This is a genomic window from Acidovorax sp. GW823-FHT05D11, from assembly GCF_058795695.1.
The window spans coordinates 155,638-174,598 of record NZ_CM179502.1 but is presented as its reverse complement, the minus strand read 5'-3'; the positions used below and the strand labels follow the sequence as shown (position 1 = coordinate 174,598).

Sequence of the window (18,961 nt, the reverse complement as noted above, 5' to 3'; positions counted from 1 at the left end):
TAGCATCCTGGGTTTTGTCCACGGGGCCATCCGCTCACCGGGCGGGTGGCCTCTTTTCTTTTCGCGGAGTTTGTTCATGTCCCTGGCCGATCGGGTGCTGTACCCCGACTTTCTCTCCCGCACCATGTCCGCCGACGAGGCGGCCGCCCTGATCCCTGCCGGTGCCCATGTGGGCATGAGCGGCTTCACCGGCGCGGGCTACCCCAAGGCCGTGCCCGGCGCGCTGGCGCGGCGCATCGAAAGCCTGAACGCGCAAGGCCATGGTTTCAAGATCGGGCTGTGGACGGGAGCCAGCACCGCGCCTGAGCTGGACGGCGCGCTGGCCCAGGTGGACGGCATCGAGATGCGACTGCCCTACCAGTCCGACCCCACGGTGCGCCGCCAGATCAATGCGGGCCACATGCAGTACGTGGACATCCACCTGTCGCACGTGGCGCAGTTCGTGTGGTTCGGCTTCCTGGGCAAGCTCGACGTGGCCGTGGTCGAGGTGGCGGGCGTGCTGCCCGACGGCCGGCTGATTCCCTCGTCCTCGGTGGGCAACAACAAGACCTGGCTGGACCAGGCCGACAAGGTCATCCTGGAAGTGAATGCCTGGCACAACCCGGGCCTGGAAGGGATGCACGACATCTACTACGGCACCGACGTGCCGCCACACCGCAGGCCCATCCCGATGACGCGGCCCGACGAGCGCATCGGCGAGCCCTACCTGCGCTGCGACCCGTCCAAGGTGATCGCGGTGGTGGTGACGGACCAGCCCGACCGCAACAGCGTCTACGCCGCGCCCGACGACACCTCGAACCGCATCGCGGGCCACATCATCGAGTTCCTGCAGCACGAGGTGAAGAAGGGCCGGCTGCCCCGGGACCTGCTGCCGCTGCAGTCGGGCGTGGGCAACATCGCCAACGCGGTGCTGGCGGGGCTGAACAACGGCCCGTTCGAGAACCTCACGGCCTACACCGAGGTGCTGCAGGACGGCATGCTGGACATGCTGCGCTCGGGCAAGCTCGCCAGCGCCTCGGCCACCGCCCTGTCGCTCAGCCCGGCGGCGATGCAGGACTTCAACGAGCGCATCGAGTACTACAAGCAGCGCATCGTGCTGCGCCCGCAGGAGATCAGCAACCACCCCGAGCTGATCCGACGCATGGGCCTGATCGCGATGAACGGCATGATCGAGGCCGACATCTACGGCAACGTGAACTCCACCCACATCATGGGCTCGGCCATCATGAACGGCATCGGCGGCTCGGGCGACTTCGCGCGCAATGCGTACCTGTCGATCTTCATGACGCCCTCGCTGGCCAAGAACGGCTCGATCTCGTGCATCGTGCCCATGGCCTCGCACGTGGACCACACCGAGCACGACGTGCAGATCCTCGTCACCGAACAGGGCCTGGCCGACCTGCGCGGCCACTCGCCCACGCAGCGGGCCGAGCTCATCATCGACCGCTGCGCGCACCCCGACTTCCGCCCGGCCCTGCACGACTATGTGGCCCGCGCCAAGCGCGGCGCCGTGGGCCAGCACACGCCGCACCTGCTGGGCGAGGCACTGTCCTGGCACCAGCGCTACGTGGAGACGGGCAGCATGCGGCAGAGCGCGCCCGCCTGACCAGGCCCCGGCCGAATCCCCCGGCCCGGCAGGGAGAACATGGTCTTGTCACAGGCCCTGGGTAGAATCAGGGTTAACCCTTGGTCGTCGGACCACCAGGCCTCCCCCCGTTTTCCTTTTTCTTCACCGGCCATCAGCCCTTCGCGGGGCTGGTGGCCTTCTTGTCCGTGAGTTTTCCTGCCATGCAACGTCGCCAGTTCACCCAGTCCCTTGCCGCTGCCAGCGCCGGCCTGCTTTTTGCCAACCCGTCGCGCGCCGTGGGCGTGCAGGACCCGATGGACGCCAGGAGCGTGGCCATTGGCTGCTCCGTCGGCCTGACCGGTGCCCTGGCCAGCCTGGGCAAGGAACTCAAGCAGGGCCTGGACGCGGGCATCGCCCAGGCGAACGTGCGCGGCATCCATGGCCGGGAGCTGAAGCTGCTGGCGCTGGACGACGGCTATGACGCCGCCCGCTCGGAGGAGAACGCGCGCAAGCTGATCGCCGACGGCGGCGTGGTGGCGCTGCTGTCGTGCATGGGCACGGCCAACAACCAGCGCATCCTGCCGCTGGTGGACGAGGCGCAGATCCCCTACGTGGCCCCGCAAAGCGGCGCCACGTCGCTGCGCAAGACCGAATACCGCTCGGTGTTCCACGTGCGCGCCAGCTACTCCGACGAGGCCCAGCGCCTCACGCAGAAGCTGGTGGCCATGGGCATCACCGACCTGGCCATCGTCTACCAGGACACCGCCTTCGGCCGCGAATTCCTGGCCGATGTGAACAACGCCATGAAGGCGGCCCAGCAGCCCGCGCCCAAGGCGTTCAAGCTCGACGCACAGGGCGCGCAGGTGGCCGACGTGGTCAGGCAGGCCGTGGCGGCCAAGCCCACGACGGTGCTGCTGGGGACGGCGGGCGACGTGTCGGCCGCGCTGGTCAGCGAATTCAAGAAGGTGTCGCCCAGCACCCCGCTGGCAGCGACCAGCGTGGCCCTGTCCGGCGACAACCTGCGCCAGCTCGGCGGCAAGGCGGCGGGCATCGCGCTGTCGATGGTGCTGCCCGACGCGGGCCGCACCAGCGTTGCCCTGGTGCGCGACTACCAGCGCGCCATGAAGGCGGTGGGCTTTCAGGAATTCTCGAGCCGCAGCTTCGAGGGCTATGTGAACGCCCGCGTGCTCGCCGAAGGCCTGGAGCGCGCCGGCCGCGAGCTGACCCGCGCCAGGCTGCGCAACGCGCTGGCCGGCATCCGCAGCAACGACCTGGGCGGCCTCACGATCGACTACGCCGGCAGCGCCCCCTATGTGGGCTCGCGTTTCCTGGACCTGGGCGTGATGGGCTCCAACGGCAAATTCATCGGGTAACTCCCTGGGGCGCTGCGCGCCATTCCACAAGGGGGACGCCTCCGGTGGACCGGCAGGGCCGGATCCACGGTGGCGCCAGGCCGGGTCTGCGCCCATGAGAGCAAGATGGGCACAATGGCCGGTCCGAAAAAATTCATCCCTCTGTCCGACCGAAGCCACCATGCCCATCTGGAAAAAGCCCGTCGACCTGGCTCGACTCAACGCCGACCACCACAACACCGCTGCCTCGCACCTGGGCATCGAGATCATCGAACTGGGTGACGACTTCCTGCGCGGCCGCGTGCCGGTGGACCAGCGCACCAAACAGCCCTTCGGGCTGCTGCACGGCGGCGTGAGCGTGGTGCTGGCCGAGTCGCTGGGCTCGGTGGGCGCCTACTACGCCAGCCCCGAGGGCCACAACGCCGTGGGCCTGGACATCAACGCCAACCACCTGCGCTCCGCCACCAGCGGCTGGGTGACGGCCACCGCCCGGCCCATCCACCTGGGCCGCACCACGCACGTGTGGCACATCGACATGGTCAACGACGCGGGCGAGCTCACCTGCGTGTCGCGGCTGACCATGGCGATCCTGGCGCCGAGATAAGGTGCATCCCCCTGAGGCACTTCGTGCCCTCCCCCTTCTCTCGAATCGCTAACGCGACTCGGGAAGGGGGACGCAGCCCTCGCTGCGGGGCGGCCCTTGCTTGGCTGCCCTGTTGGGCAGCGCCACCCGCAGCGGGCAGGGTTGAATTTATAGAAAATTACTCTCCAGCGCTTACTGGGTAAGCGCCAAAAGCTATCTATTCAGTAGCATTCTGCTGCGCCAAGCGCTCGCTTTTCCAGTACACGTCATCCCCGCCATCCATGCGGTTGAGCACGCGGGCCAGGACGAACATCAGGTCGGAGAGGCGGTTGAGGTACTGGCGCGGCGCGTCGTTCAGCGCCTCTTCGTTGCCCAGGGCGACCACGGCGCGTTCGGCGCGGCGCGCCACGGTGCGGCAGACATGGGCTTGCGCGGCGGCGCGGGTGCCGGCGGGCAGGATGAATTCCTGCAGGCGCGGCAGCGCCGCGTTGTGGTGGGCCAGGGCGTCATCCAGTGCCAGCACCGCTTGCGGCTTGAGCAGTTCGAAGCCCGGGATCGACAGCTCGCCCCCCAGGTTGAACAGCTGGTGCTGCACCTCGACGAGCAGGCCGCGCACGTCCTCCGGCACGCGCTCGCACAGCAGCAGGCCGATGTGGGAGTTGAGCTCATCCACGTCACCGAGCGCATGGATGCGCAGGCTGTCCTTGGAGACGCGTTCGTTGTTGCCCAGGCCGGTGGTGCCGGCGTCGCCGGTGCGCGTGGCGATCTGTGTGAGTCGGTTGCCCATGGGTGCCTTGCTTGGTCGGTGGGGGATGCGGCGCAGGGCCGCGCGGGGAATCTGCACCCGCGATTTTCCGCCACCGCGCCCGCCGGGCCGGTATTCAAAAAAAAGCCCCTTGCACACGCACCCGGTGCAAGGGGCGGGCGGGCAGCCCCTATCGCGCTGCCGCCCACCGGCTGCCGCCGGCCACCAGGGTCACTGGGTCGCCGTCGAGCGGTTGAGCTTGTCGATGTCCGCCGTGGAGACACCCGTGTTCGAGGGCTTGAGGTTGTTCCACGCATTGGCGTGGTACGTGTCCCACTCCTGGCGCGACACCATGCCGTCGCCGTTGGAGTCCATGAGGCGGGCGTTCACCCGCGTTTCCGCCTTGGCGGCGGCCTTGCCCCCGGAGGCGCTGGGGTTGATTTCTGCCACCGGGGCGCCACGGCCATCGCCCTTGGCAGGGTTGGCGGGCGCCGCCGTGCTCTGGCTGGCACGGTTGTCGGCCTTGTTCTGCGCATTCGCGGCGGCGGGGCCGCCCGAAGCGGCGGGATTCACCTCGGAAGGGGGGCGGGCGGTGTTGGTGGCGGGCGCCTGCGCGAGGGCGGCGGTGCAGGCCAGGGCGGCGAGGGCGGCCACAACGGTTTGCTTTTGCATGAGAGGCTCCTTGGGATAAAACAACAAAAAAACATCCATCCAGCGGGATGCTGAAGTGCATTGTTTTGGGCCGGCGGGAACGCCGATGTAGGACATGCCCCGGCCTGCCAGTCATCCGGCAACCGGCCCGCGGCGTCGGGCGGGCGTCCGTGGCGCCCTACGTTTGGGTACATCCCCTCCGCATTGCCCTACAAGGCAGCCGCTGCCGGTTACACCGCGCTGGGAAATGTTGGCCCGGGCAACAGCAGGCAAGAGTGCTGGCCTTGGCCGGCCTGCTGCGGTGCAATGAAACCCTGTTCAACTTCGAAGGAGCCTAGCTTCCATGAAAGCACTGCAACGACGCACCTATTCGTTCGATACGCGCAGCGTGATGCTCTTCGCCGCCCTCTCCCTGGGTGGCGTGGGCGCATTGCAGGCACAGTCCACCTCCACTTCGCCCCAGCCTGCGCCGGCCAGCAAGGCCGCAGCCCCGGGAGACCCCAAATACTCCTACGGCCCTGGCACCGGAAACCCCTCCATGGCCGCCACCAACGCTTTCAATCGCGCCGACACCGACAAGGACGGCAAGCTGAGCGAGAAGGAAGCCACCAAGCTGCCGGCCATCAGCCAGCGCTTCAAGGAGCTGGATGCCGACCAGAGCGGCTCCCTGTCTCCAGCCGAATTCGAGAAGGGCCTTCTTTCCTGATCCTCCATCCCGGATGCCCTGGCTCTTGGCCACGGAGCCAAACCCGGGGTGACCACCGCGTGTAGCGGACCATTGGCGTCCGCGAGCCCGCCCGCTCTGGAGCGTTCCAGACCGTGGGCGGGCTTTTGCGCCTGCGCGCCGAGGGCCGCCGTCAGTCGTGCAGCGAGGACAGGAATTGCTGCAGTTCAGGCGTGCGCGGGTGGCCGAACAGCTCGGCGGGCGTGCCCGTCTCGTGCACACGGCCCTGGTGCATGAAGATCACGCGGTCGCTGACCTTGCGCGCGAATGCCATCTCGTGCGTGACCATCATCAGTGTCATGCCTTCCAGCGCGAGCGACTCCACCACGCGCAGCACCTCGCCCACCAATTCAGGGTCGAGCGCCGAGGTGATCTCGTCGCACAGCAGCACCTGTGGCTCCATGGCCAGGGCGCGTGCAATGGCCACGCGCTGCTGCTGCCCGCCCGAGAGCTGGTCGGGCATGGCGTCGAATTTTTCTGCCAGGCCCACGCGCTCGAGCAGCTTGCGCGCCTGCGCGGCCGCCGTGGCGGCGTCGCGCGACTTCACCAGCGTGGGGGCCAGCATGATGTTGCGGCCCACCGAAAGGTGCGGGAACAGGTTGAAGTTCTGAAAAATCATGCCCACCTGCTGGCGCAGCTCACGCATGGCCGTGGAGCTGTCGTGCATGAGCTTCTTGCCGTTGACGCTGAGGGCACCCTCCTGAAAGACCTCCAGCCCGTTCACGCAGCGCAGCAGCGTGCTCTTGCCCGAGCCGCTCTTGCCGATGATGGCGATCACCTCGCCCTTTTGCACCTTGAGGTCGATGCCCTTGAGCACCTCGTTCGTGCCATAGGACTTGCGCAGGGCCGTGATGTCCACGATGGGCGGGACGCCCACCACGATGCCGTCGTGGGCGGGAGCCGGGGTTGTATCAACTGCGGTTGCCATGGAGTTTCCTTTCAAGGGACTGCGCCACCAGGCTCACCGGGAAGCACAAAACAAAGTACAGCAGGGCCACGCAGGCGTAGACCAGGAAGGGCTGGTAGGTGGCGTTGGAGATCATGCTGCCGGCCTTGGTCAGCTCGACAAAGCCGATCACCGATGCCAGCGCCGTGCCCTTGATCACCTGCACCAGAAAACCCACGGTGGGCGGCACCGCAATGCGCAGTGCCTGCGGCAGCACCACATGGCGCAGCTGCTCGCCAAAGTTCAGTGCCAGGCTCTGCGCCGCCTCCCACTGGCCCTTGGGGATGGAGGCCACGCAGCCGCGCCAGATCTCCGTGAGATAGGCGCTGGTGTAGAGCGTGAGTGCCACGGCGGCGGCCGTCCACGGCGAGGTCTTGATGCCAAAGAGCGCAATGCCGAAGTACGCCAGGAACAGCTGCATGAGCAGCGGCGTGCCCTGGAACACCTGCACGTAGGCACCGATCAGGCGCTCGGTACCCCGCACCTTGGACAGGCGCAACACCAGCAGCAACAGGCCCACCAGCCCGCCGCCGATGAAGGCAATGAGCGAGAGACTGACGGTCCAGCGCGCGGCCATCAGCAGGTTGCGCAGGATGTCCCACAGAGAAAATTCCACCATGGCTTATCTCCCCACCAAGAATCGGGCACCCACCCAGATGAGCAGGCGGCGGGTCAGCATCGACAGCGCCAGGTACACGGCCGTCGCCAGGATGAACGCCTCGAACGCGCGGAAGGTGTTGCTGGAGATCAGGTTGGCCGCGTAGCTCAGTTCCGGCGTGGAGATCTGCCCGCACACGGCCGAGCCCAGCATCACGATGATGATCTGGCTCACCATGGCCGGCCACACCTTGAGCAGCGCCGGCGGCAGCACCACACGGCGGAAGGTCTGGCCGGGCGTCAGGGCCAGGCTCTGCGCGGCTTCGATCTGCCCGCGCGGCGTGGCCTCGATGCCGGCGCGGATGATCTCGGCCGAATACGCGCCCAGGTTGATCACCATGGCCAGCACGGAGGCCACCTCGGGCGAGAGCTTGAGCCCGAGCGCCGGCAGGCCGAAGAACAGGAAGAACAGCTGCACGATGAAGGGCGTGTTGCGCACCAGCTCCACATAGGCGGCCACGGCCCAGCGCAGCGGCAGCGCACGCGGCCCCAGGTTGCGGGCGCGCGCCCAGGCACAGGCCGTGCCCAGCAACAGGCCCAGCACGGTACCCACCACCGTGAGCCCGATGGTCCAGACTACACCGCGCACCAGCAGCGGCCAGGAGGACAGCACGGCAGAGAAATCCAGCGCGATCAGCATGCGGTTGCCCTGCGGCGCTTGTCACGCCCCAGGCCTGTTCAGCAAATGGTCAGTGGTGTGCGTTCACAGGGGCAGTTCGCCGGCGGGACGGCCCAGCCACTTGCTGGAGAGCTTGTCGATGTCGCCCGACTTCTTCGCCTCGGCGATGATCTCGTTCACGCGCAGGCGCAGCTTGTCCTCGCCCTTGGCCACGCCGATGAAGTTGGGGCTGTCCTTGAGCAGCAGCTTGTACTCGGTCTGCAGGCTGGGGTTCTTCATCATGATGGTGCCGGCCGTGGACGCGCTGGTGGCGATGGCCTGCGTCTGGCCCGACACGAAGGCCGAGATGCTGGCCGCGTGGTCTTCAAAACGCTTCACGTCCACGCCGGCGGGCGCGACCTTGGCCAGTTCCTGGTCCTCCATGGCGCCACGCGTCACGGCCACCGACTTGCCGGCCAGGTCCGCAAAACTCTTGATCGACAGGCTCTTGCCCGCGAACACGGCCTGGAAGAACGGGGCGTAGGCGGCGGTGAAGTCGATCACCTTCTCGCGCTCGGGGTTCTTGCCCAGCGTGGAGATGACGAGGTCGGCCTTCTGCGTCTGCAGGTAGGGGATGCGGTTGGCGCTGGTCACGGGGATCAGTTCGACCTTCACGCCCAGCTTGGTGGCGATGTAGTTGGCCATTTCCACATCCAGGCCCTGAGGCTTGAGGTCCGTGCCCACAAAGCCGTAGGGCGGATAGTCGGTGGGGATGGCGATCTTGATTTCCTTGGCCTTGAGGATGTTGTCCAGCGCGTTCTGCGCGTGGGCGGCAGGGGCCATCAGCGCGGCCGACAGGCCGGTGGCGGCGAGCACGCCCAGTGTCAGGCGGCGGGTCGAGGAAACAAAGGCACGGTGGGCGGTCATAGCAGGGCTCCTAGGTAGGTGGATGCGTCGGCGGGTGCTGCGTCCTTGTCGGACGCTTTCTGGGTGGAACTCTTGGACACAGCGCGGGGCTTGCGTTGCCGGGGCTGCGCGGTGGTGTCCGCTGCGGCGGCAGTGGTCTTGCGCACCGGGGCCAGCGCATCGCGCAGCCCGGCCAGCGGGTCGGTGCTGGCCTGCAGGCGCAGCGCGGATTGCACCGAGCCGATGTGCTCGGACATGAGCGCCTCGGCCTGGGCGATGTCGCCCGCCTCCAGCGCCTCGACGATGCGCACGTGGTCGGCGCACGACTGCGCGGCATCGTGCGACGACTGGTAGAGCATGGCGATCAGCGTGGTGCGCGCCGTGAAGTCGCGCAGCGTGTCGGCCAGCAGTGAATTGCCCAGGCATTCGGCCAGGCACACATGGAAGTCGCCCAGCAGGAAGCTGCGCGCGCCCACGTCGCTGCCCGCCAGCGCCGCCTTCTCGCGCTGCAGGTGGCTCCTGAGCTGGCGCACGGCCGCCTTGTCCACCGCCTTGAGCTGGTGCAGCAGGCCCAGTTCGATCACGCGGCGCGCCTCGAAGGCCTCGCGCGCCTCGTCTTCCGAGGGTTCGATCACATACCAGCCACGCCGCGCGCTCACGGTGACGATGCCGCGCGTGGACAGCCGCGTGAGCGCCTCGCGCACGATGGTGCGGCTGCAGTCGAACAGCATGGCCAGCTGCTGCTCGCCCAGGCGCGAGCCGGGGGCGAGCTTTTGCGCCATCACGGCTTCGATGATGCGGTTGCTGATCTCGGTGGCGGTGGTCATTGCCGCCTGCTGATTGCAGGTTCCGTGCCAACTGGTATACAAGATGGATGCACCAGTGTGGCGCGCCAGCCTATGGCGCCCTACGGGGGCTCAGCGGACTTCGCCCTCCTTGCTCAAAGAATGCCTCGCCACAGATTGAATCTGGTGGGTTCGCTATGGATTTCGCAGCGCGATGCGCTGTTGAAATGCTGCAGCCAGGGCATGGTGCCCTCATGGCGCGCCCAGCCGGGGTCGCCCCGGCGCGCAAAACTCGCCCAGCTTTGGTGCATGGCCTGCGCCAGAGCGGCAGGCGGCGCGGCCCCCGTGAACTCTTGCCCCTGGGCAGTGTGAAGGTTGCCAAAGACAAACGGCAGCTCCACCGCGTGCGCCGCGCCCAGCCGCCCCCGCCACTGGGGGGATGCCCAGGCAAACTCATAGCGGTGGGCGCTTTGGGCCCATTCGCTGGCCAGCGCCGCGATGCGCTGTGCGGGCACGCGGTAGTAGAAATCGGACTGCAAGGCTGACAGCAGCTCGCCCGGTGTCTGCTGGGCAGCCGGCAACAGCGCCCGGCAGGCGCGAACCGCCTCCGTGGGCAAACCCACATCCTGCGCAAACGCCAGCACCTGCGCCTCGCTCACGCGGTCGATGGCGCCGCCCGGCACGTGGTACAGGCGCATCTCGTCCACATTGCTGCCCACCAGCACCTGCAGGTCCGGTGGCCGGGCCCTCCATTGCTGGCGCATCGCCTGCAGCGGCGGCGCAGCCAGCACCCGCCCATCCACCACGGGCCGCAGCGGAAAGAAGTTGCGGCCCCCGATGCCATGCCGAACCCGAAGCGATGGATCTGCTGCCAGCCTGTGGACGGCATGAAGCACCGAACCGATGGGTGCCGAGGCCAGCGTGGTGCGGCTCGGCGCCACGCCCACCAACGCAGCCACTGCGCGGCGCACGGCGGCGGCTTCGTCCAACGTTTGGCAGGCCACGCTCGGGCTTTGCAGGATGACCCTCTGGAACAAGCCGCGCGACGCTGGCATGCCCAGCAGGCACGCCAGCGCACCCGCGCCCGCCGACTGGCCAAACACCGTGACCTGCGTCGGGTCGCCACCCCAGGCCTGGACATGGCCCTGCACCCACTGCAGCGCAGCGATCTGGTCCAGCAAACCCCGGTTGGCGGGTGCACCGTCGTCCTCACCCTCGAAGTGCATGAACCCGTCCATGCCCAGCCGGTACTGCAGCGACACAAAAACCAGCCCCTGCCGGGCGAACGAAGCGCCGTCGTACAGCGGCTCGCTCGCCGAGCCGCGAAAGAAGCCGCCACCATGCACCCACACCAACACCGGCAGGCCCGCACCCGGCGCTGCGGGCGGTGCCCATACATTCACGGCCAGACAGTCCTGGCCACCCAGCATGGGCGCATCGGCTTTTGCCGTGCGGGCCAGCTGCGGCGCCATGGGCGCGAAGGTGGTGGCGTCGCGCAGGCCGGACCACGGCAACGCAGGCGCCGGTGCCACAAAGCGCAGCGCACCACGTGGTGCCTGGGCGTACGGCACGCCACGGAACACACGCACGCCGTGGTCCCACAGACCCCGCAGCTGGCCGCCGTGGGGCAGCGTGACCTGGGGTGCCGCTGTGCCCACTGTCATTCCGTGGCCAGGCCCAGCTTGTCGATCAAGGGCCGCCACACGGCCGCATCGCGCGAGGCCCAGGCGCGCACGTCGCCCGGCACCGAGGAAGTGAGCGTGACGTTCATGGCCTCCAGCCGCGATTTGTACTGCGCATCGCCCCGGCACTTTTCGGTGACGGCATTGAGCTTGCTCAGCAGTTCGGGCGGCGTGCCCGCCTTGGCCACCACCGCAATCCACGCGGGCCGCGCCAGGTCGGCAGCAGGGGGCAACGCTTCGGCAATGGTGGGCACCTCCGGCAGCAGGGGCGAGCGCTGCGCGCCAAACAGCGCCAGCGGCACCAGCTTGCCCGCCTTGACCTGGGCTGCGGCCGTGCCGATGACCAGGGTCATCGCATGGATCTGCTGCCCCATCAGCGCGGTGAGGCCCGCGCCTTCGCCCACAAAGGGCACATGGGTGCCAGCCACGCCCAGGCGCTCGATGAGCGCCGAAGTCAGCAGGTGCGCCGGGCTGCCCTTGCCCGGCGACCCAAAGTTGACGCCACCCGGCGTGGCGCGCGCGAGTTTTTGCAGATCGGTCAGACTGGCGATGCCCTGCCCCGCAGGCACGGCCAGCACCAGCGGCGACGTGCCCAGCACGGCCACGCCATCGAAATCGCGCAGCGGGTCGTACGGCGGCTGCTTGTACACATAGGGCGTGATCGTCATCTGCGACATGCCGATGCTCAGCAGGCTGTAGCCGTCGGCGGGCTGGCCCTTGAGGTAGTTGACCGCCAGGACGCCATTGGCCCCCGGCTTGTTCTGCACCACCACCGCCTGGCCCAGTTCACGCGCGGCGCAGTCGGCCCACACGCGGGTCATCGCGTCCGAGCCGCTGCCGGGCGGCTGCTGCGCAATGAGCTGGATGGGCTTGGCCGGGTACGCGCCTGGCTGTGCCACTGCGGTGCCTGCCAGCAGCACGAGGGCGCCCAGCAGCGGAATGCGGGGCGCGCGGGGGAAGGAAAGGGCCATGGTGTGTTGTCTCCTGGGGGTTTTTTGGGGGGGTGGCAGTGGAATGGCGTTGCACGGGCGCCTGGCGGGGCTCCCGCAAACGTGCGCAGGTGCGCGCCGGTGCGGCGGCACCCAGGGCCTAGCGGCGAGGCGCTCGCGCCTTGGCGGGCGCGGCACTGGCGGCTGCGGCTTCACAGCGGGTGGCGATCAGGTCGGCCAGGCAGGCCAGCTGGGCTTGTTGCGCAGCATCCGGCGTGTCCTGCCGCGCAGGTGTAAAAAGCTGCAGCATCCCCAGCCCGCGCAGCGAGGACAGCACCAGGCCCAGCAGGCCATCGCGGTCGGCCTCGTGGGCCAGTTCGGGAAATGCCTTGAAGAACCCGTCGCGCATGCGCGCCTGCACGCTCTGGCGCAGCTCGGCAATGTGGCCCAGCACTTCCGGCTGGTTGCGGCAGCCCAGGTAGATGTTCCAGGCCACGATGAAGCGCGGCTGCGCATAGACCAGGCCCCAGACGGCCTGCACGAAAAGGGTCGCCCTCTCGCGGGGCGCCAGCGTGCTGTCGGGCCAGAGTGCGCCCGACAGCACGCTGGACTCGATCAGCTCGCTGAGCACGTTCATCATCAGCACCGCCTTGGACGTGAAGTGGTGCTGCACCGCCCCCGACGTCATGCCCGCCGACTTGGCCAGCTCATGGATGGACATCTCCTCCAGGCTGCGGTTCTGGATCACATCGATGGCCGTGGCGATCAGGTGCTGGCGGGTGGCGGCGCTGCGCTCGGCATGCGTGCGGCGCACCCCCGCCTTGGGGGAAACACGGTGGTTCATGGCGCTTTCACAATATACATTTCAAACGTAATGTATTTAAGCGAACACCCGCGAACAAGCCCGTGAATACCCGCACCACGCCGCGCAGTGCCCGCGCGCCTTGTGCACCCGCGGGGTCCGGGCCAGCTTGCACCTGCCTGACCACTGCCATGGCGCCCCGCAAAAGCCGGTGGTATTCTTTTCGATCACCCTGGAGACAACCCATGAACGCCCCCACCGCCGCCGCCCACCTTCTCCCCGAAATCAACCTGCGCGAAGTGCCCCAGGCCCTCATCGAAGCGCTGCAGACCCGCTTTGGTGCGCGGTGCTCGCTGGCCCAGGCCGTGCGCGAGCAGCATGGCCGGGACGAAGGTTCCTTCCAGGCGCCGCCACCTTCCGCTGTCGTGTTCGCCGAGAGCACGCAGGACGTGGCCGACGCCGTGAAGCTGGCCAGCCAGTACGAGGTGCCGGTGATTCCCTACGGCGCCGGCTCCTCGCTCGAAGGCCACCTGCTGGCCGTGCAGGGCGGCATCAGCATTGACGTGAGCCGCATGAACCAGGTGTTGAGCATCAATGCCGAAGACCTCACCGTGACCGTGCAGCCCGGCATCACGCGCAAGCAGCTCAACGATGCGATCAAGGACACGGGCCTGTTCTTCCCCATCGACCCCGGCGCCGATGCCAGCATTGGCGGCATGAGCGCCACGCGCGCCAGCGGCACCAACGCCGTGCGCTACGGCACCATGCGCGAGAACGTGCTGGCGCTGCAGGTGGTCACGGCCAGCGGCGAAGTCATCCACACCGGCACGCGCGCCAAGAAAAGCAGCGCGGGCTACGACCTCACGCGCCTGATGGTGGGCAGCGAGGGCACGCTGGGCATCATGACCGAGATCACCGTGCGCCTGTACCCGCTGCCCGAGGCCGTGAGCGCCGCGATCTGCTCGTTCCCGAGCATCGAGGCCGCCGTGCACACCGTGATCCAGACCATCCAGCTCGGCGTGCCGATCGCGCGCGTGGAACTCATCGACCACCACACGGTGCGCATGGTCAACGCGCACAGCAAGCTCACCCTGCGCGAAGAACCCATGCTGCTGATGGAGTTCCACGGTTCGCCATCGAGCGTGAAGGAGCAGGCCGAGACGGTGCAAGACATCGCCAGCGAGTTTGGCGGCAATGCCTTTGAATGGGCCAGCACGCCCGAGGAACGCACGCGCCTGTGGACCGCGCGGCACAACGCCTACTTCGCCGCCGTGCAAAGCCGCCCCGGCTGCCGCGCCATCAGCACCGACACCTGCGTGCCCATCAGCCGCCTGGCCGACTGCCTGCTCGACTCGGTACAGGAAGCCGAGGACAGCGGCATCCCTTACTTCCTGGTGGGCCATGTGGGCGACGGCAACTTCCACTTTGGCTACCTGCTCGACCCCAACATCCCCGAAGAACGCGTGACCGCGGAAGACCTGAACCACAAGCTGGTGGCCCGCGCGCTGAGCATGGGCGGCACCTGCACGGGCGAGCACGGCGTGGGCCTGCACAAGATGGGCTTCCTGCTCGATGAAACCGGGGCTGGCGCGGTGGACATGATGCGCGCCATCAAGCGGGCGCTGGACCCGAAGAACATCCTGAATCCGGGAAAGATCTTCGCGCTGTAGCCACCGCGTGGCGCAGCCCCCGTCCCGGGCGGCCCATGCTGCCCTTCGAAAGCTGTGCGCATCCGCAAGACGGGCCGCGGGCGAGCCCCATGGCCCTCGCTAGCGCCGCGGCGGCGGCGGTCTTGATGCCCCCGGGAAGACGGCGGGTGCCTTCTAGAATGAAGGCATGATCAAATACTCCTTCCCAGCCGCGCCGGTGACCTACCGGCCCGCCGCCAGCACCCCCGCCACCATGGCCGGCGAGTTGATCGACTACCAGGCGTGCCCGTTGTGCGAGAGCAAGGCCTTTCGGCCGCTGCGCAGCGCGGACTGTTCCCACCACCCTCGCTACAGCCAAGAACTCTCCCGCACCATGCATTGGAGCCAATGCACGGCGTGCCAGCATGTTTTTCGCAGCGGCTACTACTCCGAAGCGGCGCTGAATGTCGTTTTCCGTGGCACCAACGAATCCCAGGTGGTGGGCTATGACCTGGAACGGCAGCGCTATGTGTCTGCGCAGATGATCGAGAAGGTGCTGTCCTACCAGACGGGAGGCACGTGGCTGGACGTGGGGTTTGGGAATGCATCGCTTCTGTTCACCGCGCAGGAGTACGGCTTCGATCCCGTGGGCCTGGACCTGCGTCCGCAATCGGTGGAAGAGCTGCGCAGATGGGGGGTGGCGGCCCATTGCCAGGACGTCACAGGGTTCGAGCTGCCGCGGCCGGCCAGTGTGGTCAGCATGGCGGATGTGCTGGAGCACATGCCGTTTCCCAAGGTGGGCCTGCATGCCGCCCACCGGCTGCTGCAACCCGGGGGGGTGCTGCTGATCTCCCTGCCCAACCTGGGCTCCTTGGTCTGGAAGGCGCTGGATGCGAACAACGCGAACCCCTACTGGGGTGAAATCGAGCACTATCACAACTTTGACCGCGACCGGCTGTACGCGCTGCTGGCCGAATGTGGCTTCCGGCCCGTGCGCTATGGCATCAGCCAACGCTACCGCGTGTGCATGGAAGTGATTGCCGTGAAGGTCGGGGCGGACAGCGCACACCACACACCGCCACAACTGCGATGACCCACGGAAATCCCGATGAGGGGCCTTGGCTTGCGGCCCGCTGGAGGGAGGGCGCCGGCTCTGGTCCAGTGGCCGCTTGACACGCCGCGGATGGGATGGCCGGTGGCGGCCCTCCGTGCGGGGCTCGCGCTCCGCCCCCCCATCTTTGCGGCAGTGTCATGGCAAAAGGCCGCACGGCGCCGTGTCAGAAAGCGCACGTTGTCCCGCCGAAATCTCCAAGACGAAAGAGCCCATGCAGAACGCCAGCCCCGCAGAACGCGCACTTCAGGTCGCCCTGGTCGCCGAATACCAGCATGCCTCGCTGGCCAACCTGCTGTGTGAGCTGCACGCCTTCTACAACGAGGGCGCCACGCCCTCTCGGCAGGTGGTGATGGAGCACCTCCGCCAGAACCTCCTGGCGCCCGGCTCCGCCCAGCGTTTGCTGGTGGCTTCGCGCAGCGACGGCGTTGTGGTGGGCCTGGCGGCGTTCTCGCTGGTGTATTCGCTGGTCGAATTTGCAGAGGAGCAGCGCAGGCATTGCCAGCTCAAAGAGCTGTACGTGAGTTCGGCCGAGAGAAGCCAGGGGACTGGCCGGGCGCTCATGTCCGGGCTCGCCCGATATGCCTTGGACCACGGCTGCCGCCGCATCGACTGGCCTGTGAAGGCGTCGAACGTCGGGGGAATCCTGTTCTACGAAAGCCTCGGTGCCCAGCGTGTGGCCGAACGGCTCAGCTACCGGCTGACTGCGCCCGCACTGGGCCGGCTGGCCCAGGACCGTGGATGTGCCGGCGCAGGGCCCGCACTGAACTGAAAACCGGAGACCTGCGCCTTGTTTCGATCTTTCGTCCTTCTGCTCGCCCTGCTGGGCGGCGCGGCCTTCGGCGGGTTGCTTCTGGTGTCGCTGCTGCAACCCACCTGGATTGAACGCGGTGCACGCGAGCTCATCCGCCAGCACATCGAGCACAAGACGGGCGAGAAGCTCCAGGCCCTGGACGAACGCTTCCTGAACGCGCAAGCACGGGTCTTCTTGCGCGGCAAGGAACAGGAGATCGACGCCGCGCGCAAGGCGCTGTCGGCCGGCCTGCCCGCCCGGGTCGCCGCCATTGCGGCCGAGATGGGGATCCCGGCCTGCGAATGCCGCAAACGGCGGCAGCAGCGGCTGGAGTTGCAGATCGGCACCGCGCAGCAGATGCAGGCCCAGCTCGATGCGCTGATCCGCAGCGCCTACATGGATACGGCCGAGAAGCTGCTGCGCGAATTGCGCATCTTCAGCGGTGCCAACGCCCTGGCGTTCGCCCTGCTGGGCCTGGCCGCATGGCGGCGGCCCCACGGCGCAGTTGGGGCATCGCTGGTGCCGGCCACCGCCACGCTCCTCGTGGCAACGCTGGCGAGCAGCGCTGTCTACCTCTGGGGCCAGAACTGGCTGCAGACCATCGTGTTCGGCAGCTATGTGGGCTGGGCCCAGCTGGCTTACATCGCGCTGGTGTATGCGTGGCTGTGCGATCTCTTGTTCAACCGGGCACGCATCAGCCTGCACCTGTGCCAGGGCAGCCTGAGCGGCGCTGTGTCCCCCTGCTGAAAGCCACCACCCCATGCGCATGGCCCTCGTCTCCGACATCCATGGCAACCTCGCCGCACTGGAAGCGGTGGCCGCCGACATCCGCCGCCGGGGCGCTGACCAGGTGGTGAACCTGGGCGACAACCTCCAAGAACCTGTTCAAGGTGTTTTCGGGGTCGCACAAGTACCTTGCCGGGATGGGATGCTAGGCGCAGTGCGCAGTTGATAGCTTGGCTATCAACAAGCGCCGCAACGCCGCAGACCGCCCGGCAAGGCACTTGCCCGAAGGGTTGGAGTGAAATCGGGCGATTGAATGCCCCGGCTGCTTGCATGGGCACGAGCCCATGCAGCGCATCCGAGGCATCCACTCATCCCGATTGCACTTCAATGCGATTCCCGAAAACACCTTGAACAGGTTCTCGGCCCGCTGCTGCCGCGCGAGACGGCGCAGTGGCTGATGGCGTCGGGCTGGCTATCACTGGCGGGCAACCACGAGCGCCAGGTTCTGGAACTGCGCCCCGGGCGCGGCGGCCCTTCGGACCAGTACGCGCACGCACAGCTCACCGAGGCGGAGTTCACCTGGCTGCGCACGCTCAAGGCCTGGCATCGCTTCAGCGACGACATTTACCTGTGCCACGGCTCGCCGCGCAGCGACCACGAATATCTGCTGGAAACATTGGACGGCAGCACACTGCGCCTGGCCACCCCAGCAGAGATATCCGACCGGCTGGGCGGCGAGCATTCACCGGTCATCACATGCGGCCACACCCACGTGCCCCGCGCAGTGCGGCAGGGTGCAAGCCTGCTGGTCAACCCCGGCAGCGTGGGACTGCAGGCCTACAGCGATGACCACCCCGTGCCCCACGCGGTGCAGACCGGGACACCCGACGCACGCTATGCCTTCATCGAACAGCGCGCAGGCGGCTGGCATTGCGAACACATCTGCGTGCCCTACGACCACGCGGCCATGGCGGCGCTGGCCCGGCAACACGGGCGCCCGGACTGGGAGCACGCACTGCTCACTGGCTACGCCGCCTAGTCCGCGCGCCCATCAGCCGTGCACTGACCGCGAATCTGCGGGAGCCTGGTCACGGTCATGCATGCCGTAGTCGCGCACCACGGCGGCAACGCGCAGGCGGTAGTTGTCGAAGATCCGCTCGCGGCCGGCTTTCTGCGTGGCGCGGTGGGCTTCCATCTGGCGCCATTGCGCAACTGCCTCCTCGTCACGCCAGAACGAAAGCGACAGCAGCTTGCCGGGAGCACTGAGGCTCTCGAACCGTTCGATGGAGACAAACCCGTCGATCTGCTCCAGCAAAGGCCGCAACGCAGCGGCAGCGCCCAGATAAGCGTCCTGCTGGCCCGGAGCGGGCTGCACCTCGAAGATGACGGCCATCATGCGCGGGTCTCCAGCGGGCGTGCGGGCAGGCCCAGCGTGCCTTCCACGCCCTGCGTGAACGTGCGCTCCTCGCGCAGGATGAAGCGCTTTTCCTGCGCCATGGCGAAGTTGGCGCGGCCCTCCGGGTCGGTGCGCAAGCGGGCGCGGTAGGCCTCGTAGGCGGCCAGCGACTCGAAACCTATGAGCCCCCAGGCCTCGTAGTTGCTGCCCTCGTGCGGCAGGAAGTAGCCGATCAGGTGGCCGCCGCAGCGCGGGATGATCTGGCCCCAGCGGCGTGCGTATTCGGCGAACAGCTCGCGCTGGAAGGGGTCGATGTCGTAACGGATGAAGCAGGTGATCATGGTGCGTGGCCCTGTGCGTTGTGAGGGCCTCACGATAAG

Annotated in this window: 22 protein-coding genes; 10 read left to right on the top strand and 12 right to left on the bottom strand. The window is 67.7% G+C overall.

The features are described 5' to 3' along the window. Positions 1–76: 76 nt before the first annotated feature. The 3 genes from scpC (at position 77) to AC3RCE_RS00820 (ending at position 3,523) form a co-directional block, all read left to right on the top strand. Positions 77–1,606, top strand: coding sequence for a succinyl-CoA:acetate CoA-transferase ScpC (scpC, locus tag AC3RCE_RS00830; protein WP_218339235.1), 1,530 nt, complete (start codon positions 77–79; stop codon positions 1,604–1,606). 182 nt (positions 1,607–1,788) lie between these two features. After that, on the top strand, positions 1,789–2,940 hold the full coding sequence (locus AC3RCE_RS00825) for an ABC transporter substrate-binding protein (protein WP_492254305.1): 1,152 nt from the start codon (positions 1,789–1,791) through the stop codon (positions 2,938–2,940). Positions 2,941–3,100: 160 nt separating this feature from the next. Continuing rightward, positions 3,101–3,523 (top strand): hotdog fold thioesterase, encoded by a 423-nt coding sequence (locus AC3RCE_RS00820; protein WP_218296484.1) that lies wholly within the window; start codon positions 3,101–3,103, stop codon positions 3,521–3,523. A gap of 196 nt (positions 3,524–3,719) precedes the next feature. Here AC3RCE_RS00820 and AC3RCE_RS00815 read toward each other — a convergent pair whose 3' ends face one another. Both AC3RCE_RS00815 and AC3RCE_RS00810 read right to left on the bottom strand, forming a co-directional pair. Then, positions 3,720–4,289 carry a cob(I)yrinic acid a,c-diamide adenosyltransferase gene (locus tag AC3RCE_RS00815; protein ID WP_218296483.1) on the bottom strand — a complete coding sequence of 190 codons (570 nt, stop codon included), beginning with the start codon at positions 4,287–4,289 and terminating at the stop codon, positions 3,720–3,722. Between the two features lie 189 nt (positions 4,290–4,478). Further along, a complete protein-coding gene (locus AC3RCE_RS00810; RefSeq protein ID WP_218339236.1) occupies positions 4,479–4,919 on the bottom strand; it encodes a hypothetical protein in 441 nt (146 codons plus the stop codon). A gap of 322 nt (positions 4,920–5,241) precedes the next feature. On the opposite strand from AC3RCE_RS00810, the gene AC3RCE_RS00805 reads away from it, so the two are divergent. Further along, positions 5,242–5,604 carry a PLC family EF-hand domain-containing protein gene (locus AC3RCE_RS00805; protein ID WP_369641013.1) on the top strand — a complete coding sequence of 121 codons (363 nt, stop codon included), beginning with the start codon at positions 5,242–5,244 and terminating at the stop codon, positions 5,602–5,604. 151 nt (positions 5,605–5,755) lie between these two features. Here the strand turns inward: AC3RCE_RS00805 and AC3RCE_RS00800 are convergent, their stop codons facing one another. From AC3RCE_RS00800 to AC3RCE_RS00765, 8 genes are all read right to left on the bottom strand, one after another. Then, the gene (locus tag AC3RCE_RS00800) at positions 5,756–6,550 is read right to left on the bottom strand and encodes an amino acid ABC transporter ATP-binding protein (protein ID WP_492254304.1); all 795 of its coding nucleotides are present in this window, start codon (positions 6,548–6,550) and stop codon (positions 5,756–5,758) included. Beyond that, the gene (locus tag AC3RCE_RS00795; protein ID WP_057227970.1) at positions 6,534–7,187 is read right to left on the bottom strand and encodes an amino acid ABC transporter permease; all 654 of its coding nucleotides are present in this window, start codon (positions 7,185–7,187) and stop codon (positions 6,534–6,536) included. Before AC3RCE_RS00795 ends, AC3RCE_RS00800 begins: the two co-directional genes overlap by 17 nt. Positions 7,188–7,190: 3 nt before the next feature. Further along, complete coding sequence (locus AC3RCE_RS00790; RefSeq protein WP_218296480.1) at positions 7,191–7,865, bottom strand: amino acid ABC transporter permease; 675 nt, start codon at positions 7,863–7,865, stop codon at positions 7,191–7,193. Between the two features lie 63 nt (positions 7,866–7,928). Further along, complete coding sequence (locus AC3RCE_RS00785) at positions 7,929–8,750, bottom strand: transporter substrate-binding domain-containing protein (protein ID WP_218296479.1); 822 nt, start codon at positions 8,748–8,750, stop codon at positions 7,929–7,931. After that, the gene (locus AC3RCE_RS00780; RefSeq protein WP_218296478.1) at positions 8,747–9,556 is read right to left on the bottom strand and encodes a GntR family transcriptional regulator; all 810 of its coding nucleotides are present in this window, start codon (positions 9,554–9,556) and stop codon (positions 8,747–8,749) included. Before AC3RCE_RS00780 ends, AC3RCE_RS00785 begins: the two co-directional genes overlap by 4 nt. Positions 9,557–9,669: 113 nt before the next feature. Continuing rightward, entirely contained in the window at positions 9,670–11,178 is a 1,509-nt protein-coding gene (locus AC3RCE_RS00775) for a carboxylesterase/lipase family protein (protein WP_492254303.1), read from the bottom strand. Further along, a complete protein-coding gene (locus tag AC3RCE_RS00770; RefSeq protein ID WP_492254302.1) occupies positions 11,175–12,167 on the bottom strand; it encodes a Bug family tripartite tricarboxylate transporter substrate binding protein in 993 nt (330 codons plus the stop codon). Before AC3RCE_RS00770 ends, AC3RCE_RS00775 begins: the two co-directional genes overlap by 4 nt. Positions 12,168–12,285: 118 nt before the next feature. Further along, a complete protein-coding gene (locus AC3RCE_RS00765; RefSeq protein ID WP_492254301.1) occupies positions 12,286–12,969 on the bottom strand; it encodes a TetR/AcrR family transcriptional regulator in 684 nt (227 codons plus the stop codon). Positions 12,970–13,172: 203 nt separating this feature from the next. Here AC3RCE_RS00765 and AC3RCE_RS00760 point away from each other — a divergent pair, with 203 nt between their 5' ends. The 6 genes from AC3RCE_RS00760 to AC3RCE_RS00735 all read left to right on the top strand — a co-directional run bounded on the left by AC3RCE_RS00760 (position 13,173) and on the right by AC3RCE_RS00735 (position 18,224). Then, positions 13,173–14,597 (top strand): FAD-binding oxidoreductase, encoded by a 1,425-nt coding sequence (locus AC3RCE_RS00760; RefSeq protein WP_218339242.1) that lies wholly within the window; start codon positions 13,173–13,175, stop codon positions 14,595–14,597. Between the two features lie 166 nt (positions 14,598–14,763). Further along, positions 14,764–15,648: a class I SAM-dependent methyltransferase gene (locus tag AC3RCE_RS00755; protein ID WP_255590937.1), complete on the top strand. Its 885-nt coding sequence runs from the start codon at positions 14,764–14,766 to the stop codon at positions 15,646–15,648. A 232-nt stretch (positions 15,649–15,880) separates the two neighbouring features. After that, positions 15,881–16,438: a GNAT family N-acetyltransferase gene (locus tag AC3RCE_RS00750; protein WP_218339243.1), complete on the top strand. Its 558-nt coding sequence runs from the start codon at positions 15,881–15,883 to the stop codon at positions 16,436–16,438. A gap of 18 nt (positions 16,439–16,456) precedes the next feature. After that, positions 16,457–17,206: a hypothetical protein gene (locus tag AC3RCE_RS00745; RefSeq protein ID WP_218339244.1), complete on the top strand. Its 750-nt coding sequence runs from the start codon at positions 16,457–16,459 to the stop codon at positions 17,204–17,206. 13 nt (positions 17,207–17,219) lie between these two features. Further along, positions 17,220–17,411, top strand: a complete 192-nt coding sequence (locus tag AC3RCE_RS00740) for a metallophosphoesterase family protein (protein WP_370627744.1) — start codon at positions 17,220–17,222, stop codon at positions 17,409–17,411. Positions 17,412–17,642: 231 nt separating this feature from the next. Further along, complete coding sequence (locus AC3RCE_RS00735) at positions 17,643–18,224, top strand: metallophosphoesterase family protein (protein ID WP_255590939.1); 582 nt, start codon at positions 17,643–17,645, stop codon at positions 18,222–18,224. Positions 18,225–18,236: 12 nt separating this feature from the next. On the opposite strand, the gene AC3RCE_RS00730 is transcribed toward AC3RCE_RS00735, so the two are convergent. Next, positions 18,237–18,581 carry an antibiotic biosynthesis monooxygenase family protein gene (locus AC3RCE_RS00730; protein WP_218339245.1) on the bottom strand — a complete coding sequence of 115 codons (345 nt, stop codon included), beginning with the start codon at positions 18,579–18,581 and terminating at the stop codon, positions 18,237–18,239. After that, positions 18,578–18,922 carry an NIPSNAP family protein gene (locus AC3RCE_RS00725; RefSeq protein WP_218339246.1) on the bottom strand — a complete coding sequence of 115 codons (345 nt, stop codon included), beginning with the start codon at positions 18,920–18,922 and terminating at the stop codon, positions 18,578–18,580. Before AC3RCE_RS00725 ends, AC3RCE_RS00730 begins: the two co-directional genes overlap by 4 nt. Positions 18,923–18,961: the final 39 nt, after the last annotated feature.

Bases quoted from the DNA above. Each gene is read 5' to 3' on its own strand.
- scpC (WP_218339235.1), top strand. From the start codon at position 77: ATGTCCCTGGCCGATCGGGTGCTGTACCCCGACTTTCTCTCCCGCACC.
- AC3RCE_RS00825 (WP_492254305.1), top strand. From the start codon at position 1,789: ATGCAACGTCGCCAGTTCACCCAGTCCCTTGCCGCTGCCAGCGCCGGC.
- AC3RCE_RS00820 (WP_218296484.1), top strand. From the start codon at position 3,101: ATGCCCATCTGGAAAAAGCCCGTCGACCTGGCTCGACTCAACGCCGAC.
- AC3RCE_RS00815 (WP_218296483.1), bottom strand. From the start codon at position 4,289: ATGGGCAACCGACTCACACAGATCGCCACGCGCACCGGCGACGCCGGC.
- AC3RCE_RS00810 (WP_218339236.1), bottom strand. From the start codon at position 4,919: ATGCAAAAGCAAACCGTTGTGGCCGCCCTCGCCGCCCTGGCCTGCACC.
- AC3RCE_RS00805 (WP_369641013.1), top strand. From the start codon at position 5,242: ATGAAAGCACTGCAACGACGCACCTATTCGTTCGATACGCGCAGCGTG.
- AC3RCE_RS00800 (WP_492254304.1), bottom strand. From the start codon at position 6,550: ATGGCAACCGCAGTTGATACAACCCCGGCTCCCGCCCACGACGGCATC.
- AC3RCE_RS00795 (WP_057227970.1), bottom strand. From the start codon at position 7,187: ATGGTGGAATTTTCTCTGTGGGACATCCTGCGCAACCTGCTGATGGCC.
- AC3RCE_RS00790 (WP_218296480.1), bottom strand. From the start codon at position 7,865: ATGCTGATCGCGCTGGATTTCTCTGCCGTGCTGTCCTCCTGGCCGCTG.
- AC3RCE_RS00785 (WP_218296479.1), bottom strand. From the start codon at position 8,750: ATGACCGCCCACCGTGCCTTTGTTTCCTCGACCCGCCGCCTGACACTG.
- AC3RCE_RS00780 (WP_218296478.1), bottom strand. From the start codon at position 9,556: ATGACCACCGCCACCGAGATCAGCAACCGCATCATCGAAGCCGTGATG.
- AC3RCE_RS00775 (WP_492254303.1), bottom strand. From the start codon at position 11,178: ATGACAGTGGGCACAGCGGCACCCCAGGTCACGCTGCCCCACGGCGGC.
- AC3RCE_RS00770 (WP_492254302.1), bottom strand. From the start codon at position 12,167: ATGGCCCTTTCCTTCCCCCGCGCGCCCCGCATTCCGCTGCTGGGCGCC.
- AC3RCE_RS00765 (WP_492254301.1), bottom strand. From the start codon at position 12,969: ATGAACCACCGTGTTTCCCCCAAGGCGGGGGTGCGCCGCACGCATGCC.
- AC3RCE_RS00760 (WP_218339242.1), top strand. From the start codon at position 13,173: ATGAACGCCCCCACCGCCGCCGCCCACCTTCTCCCCGAAATCAACCTG.
- AC3RCE_RS00755 (WP_255590937.1), top strand. From the start codon at position 14,764: ATGATCAAATACTCCTTCCCAGCCGCGCCGGTGACCTACCGGCCCGCC.
- AC3RCE_RS00750 (WP_218339243.1), top strand. From the start codon at position 15,881: ATGCAGAACGCCAGCCCCGCAGAACGCGCACTTCAGGTCGCCCTGGTC.
- AC3RCE_RS00740 (WP_370627744.1), top strand. From the start codon at position 17,220: ATGCGCATGGCCCTCGTCTCCGACATCCATGGCAACCTCGCCGCACTG.
- AC3RCE_RS00735 (WP_255590939.1), top strand. From the start codon at position 17,643: ATGGCGTCGGGCTGGCTATCACTGGCGGGCAACCACGAGCGCCAGGTT.
- AC3RCE_RS00730 (WP_218339245.1), bottom strand. From the start codon at position 18,581: ATGATGGCCGTCATCTTCGAGGTGCAGCCCGCTCCGGGCCAGCAGGAC.
- AC3RCE_RS00725 (WP_218339246.1), bottom strand. From the start codon at position 18,922: ATGATCACCTGCTTCATCCGTTACGACATCGACCCCTTCCAGCGCGAG.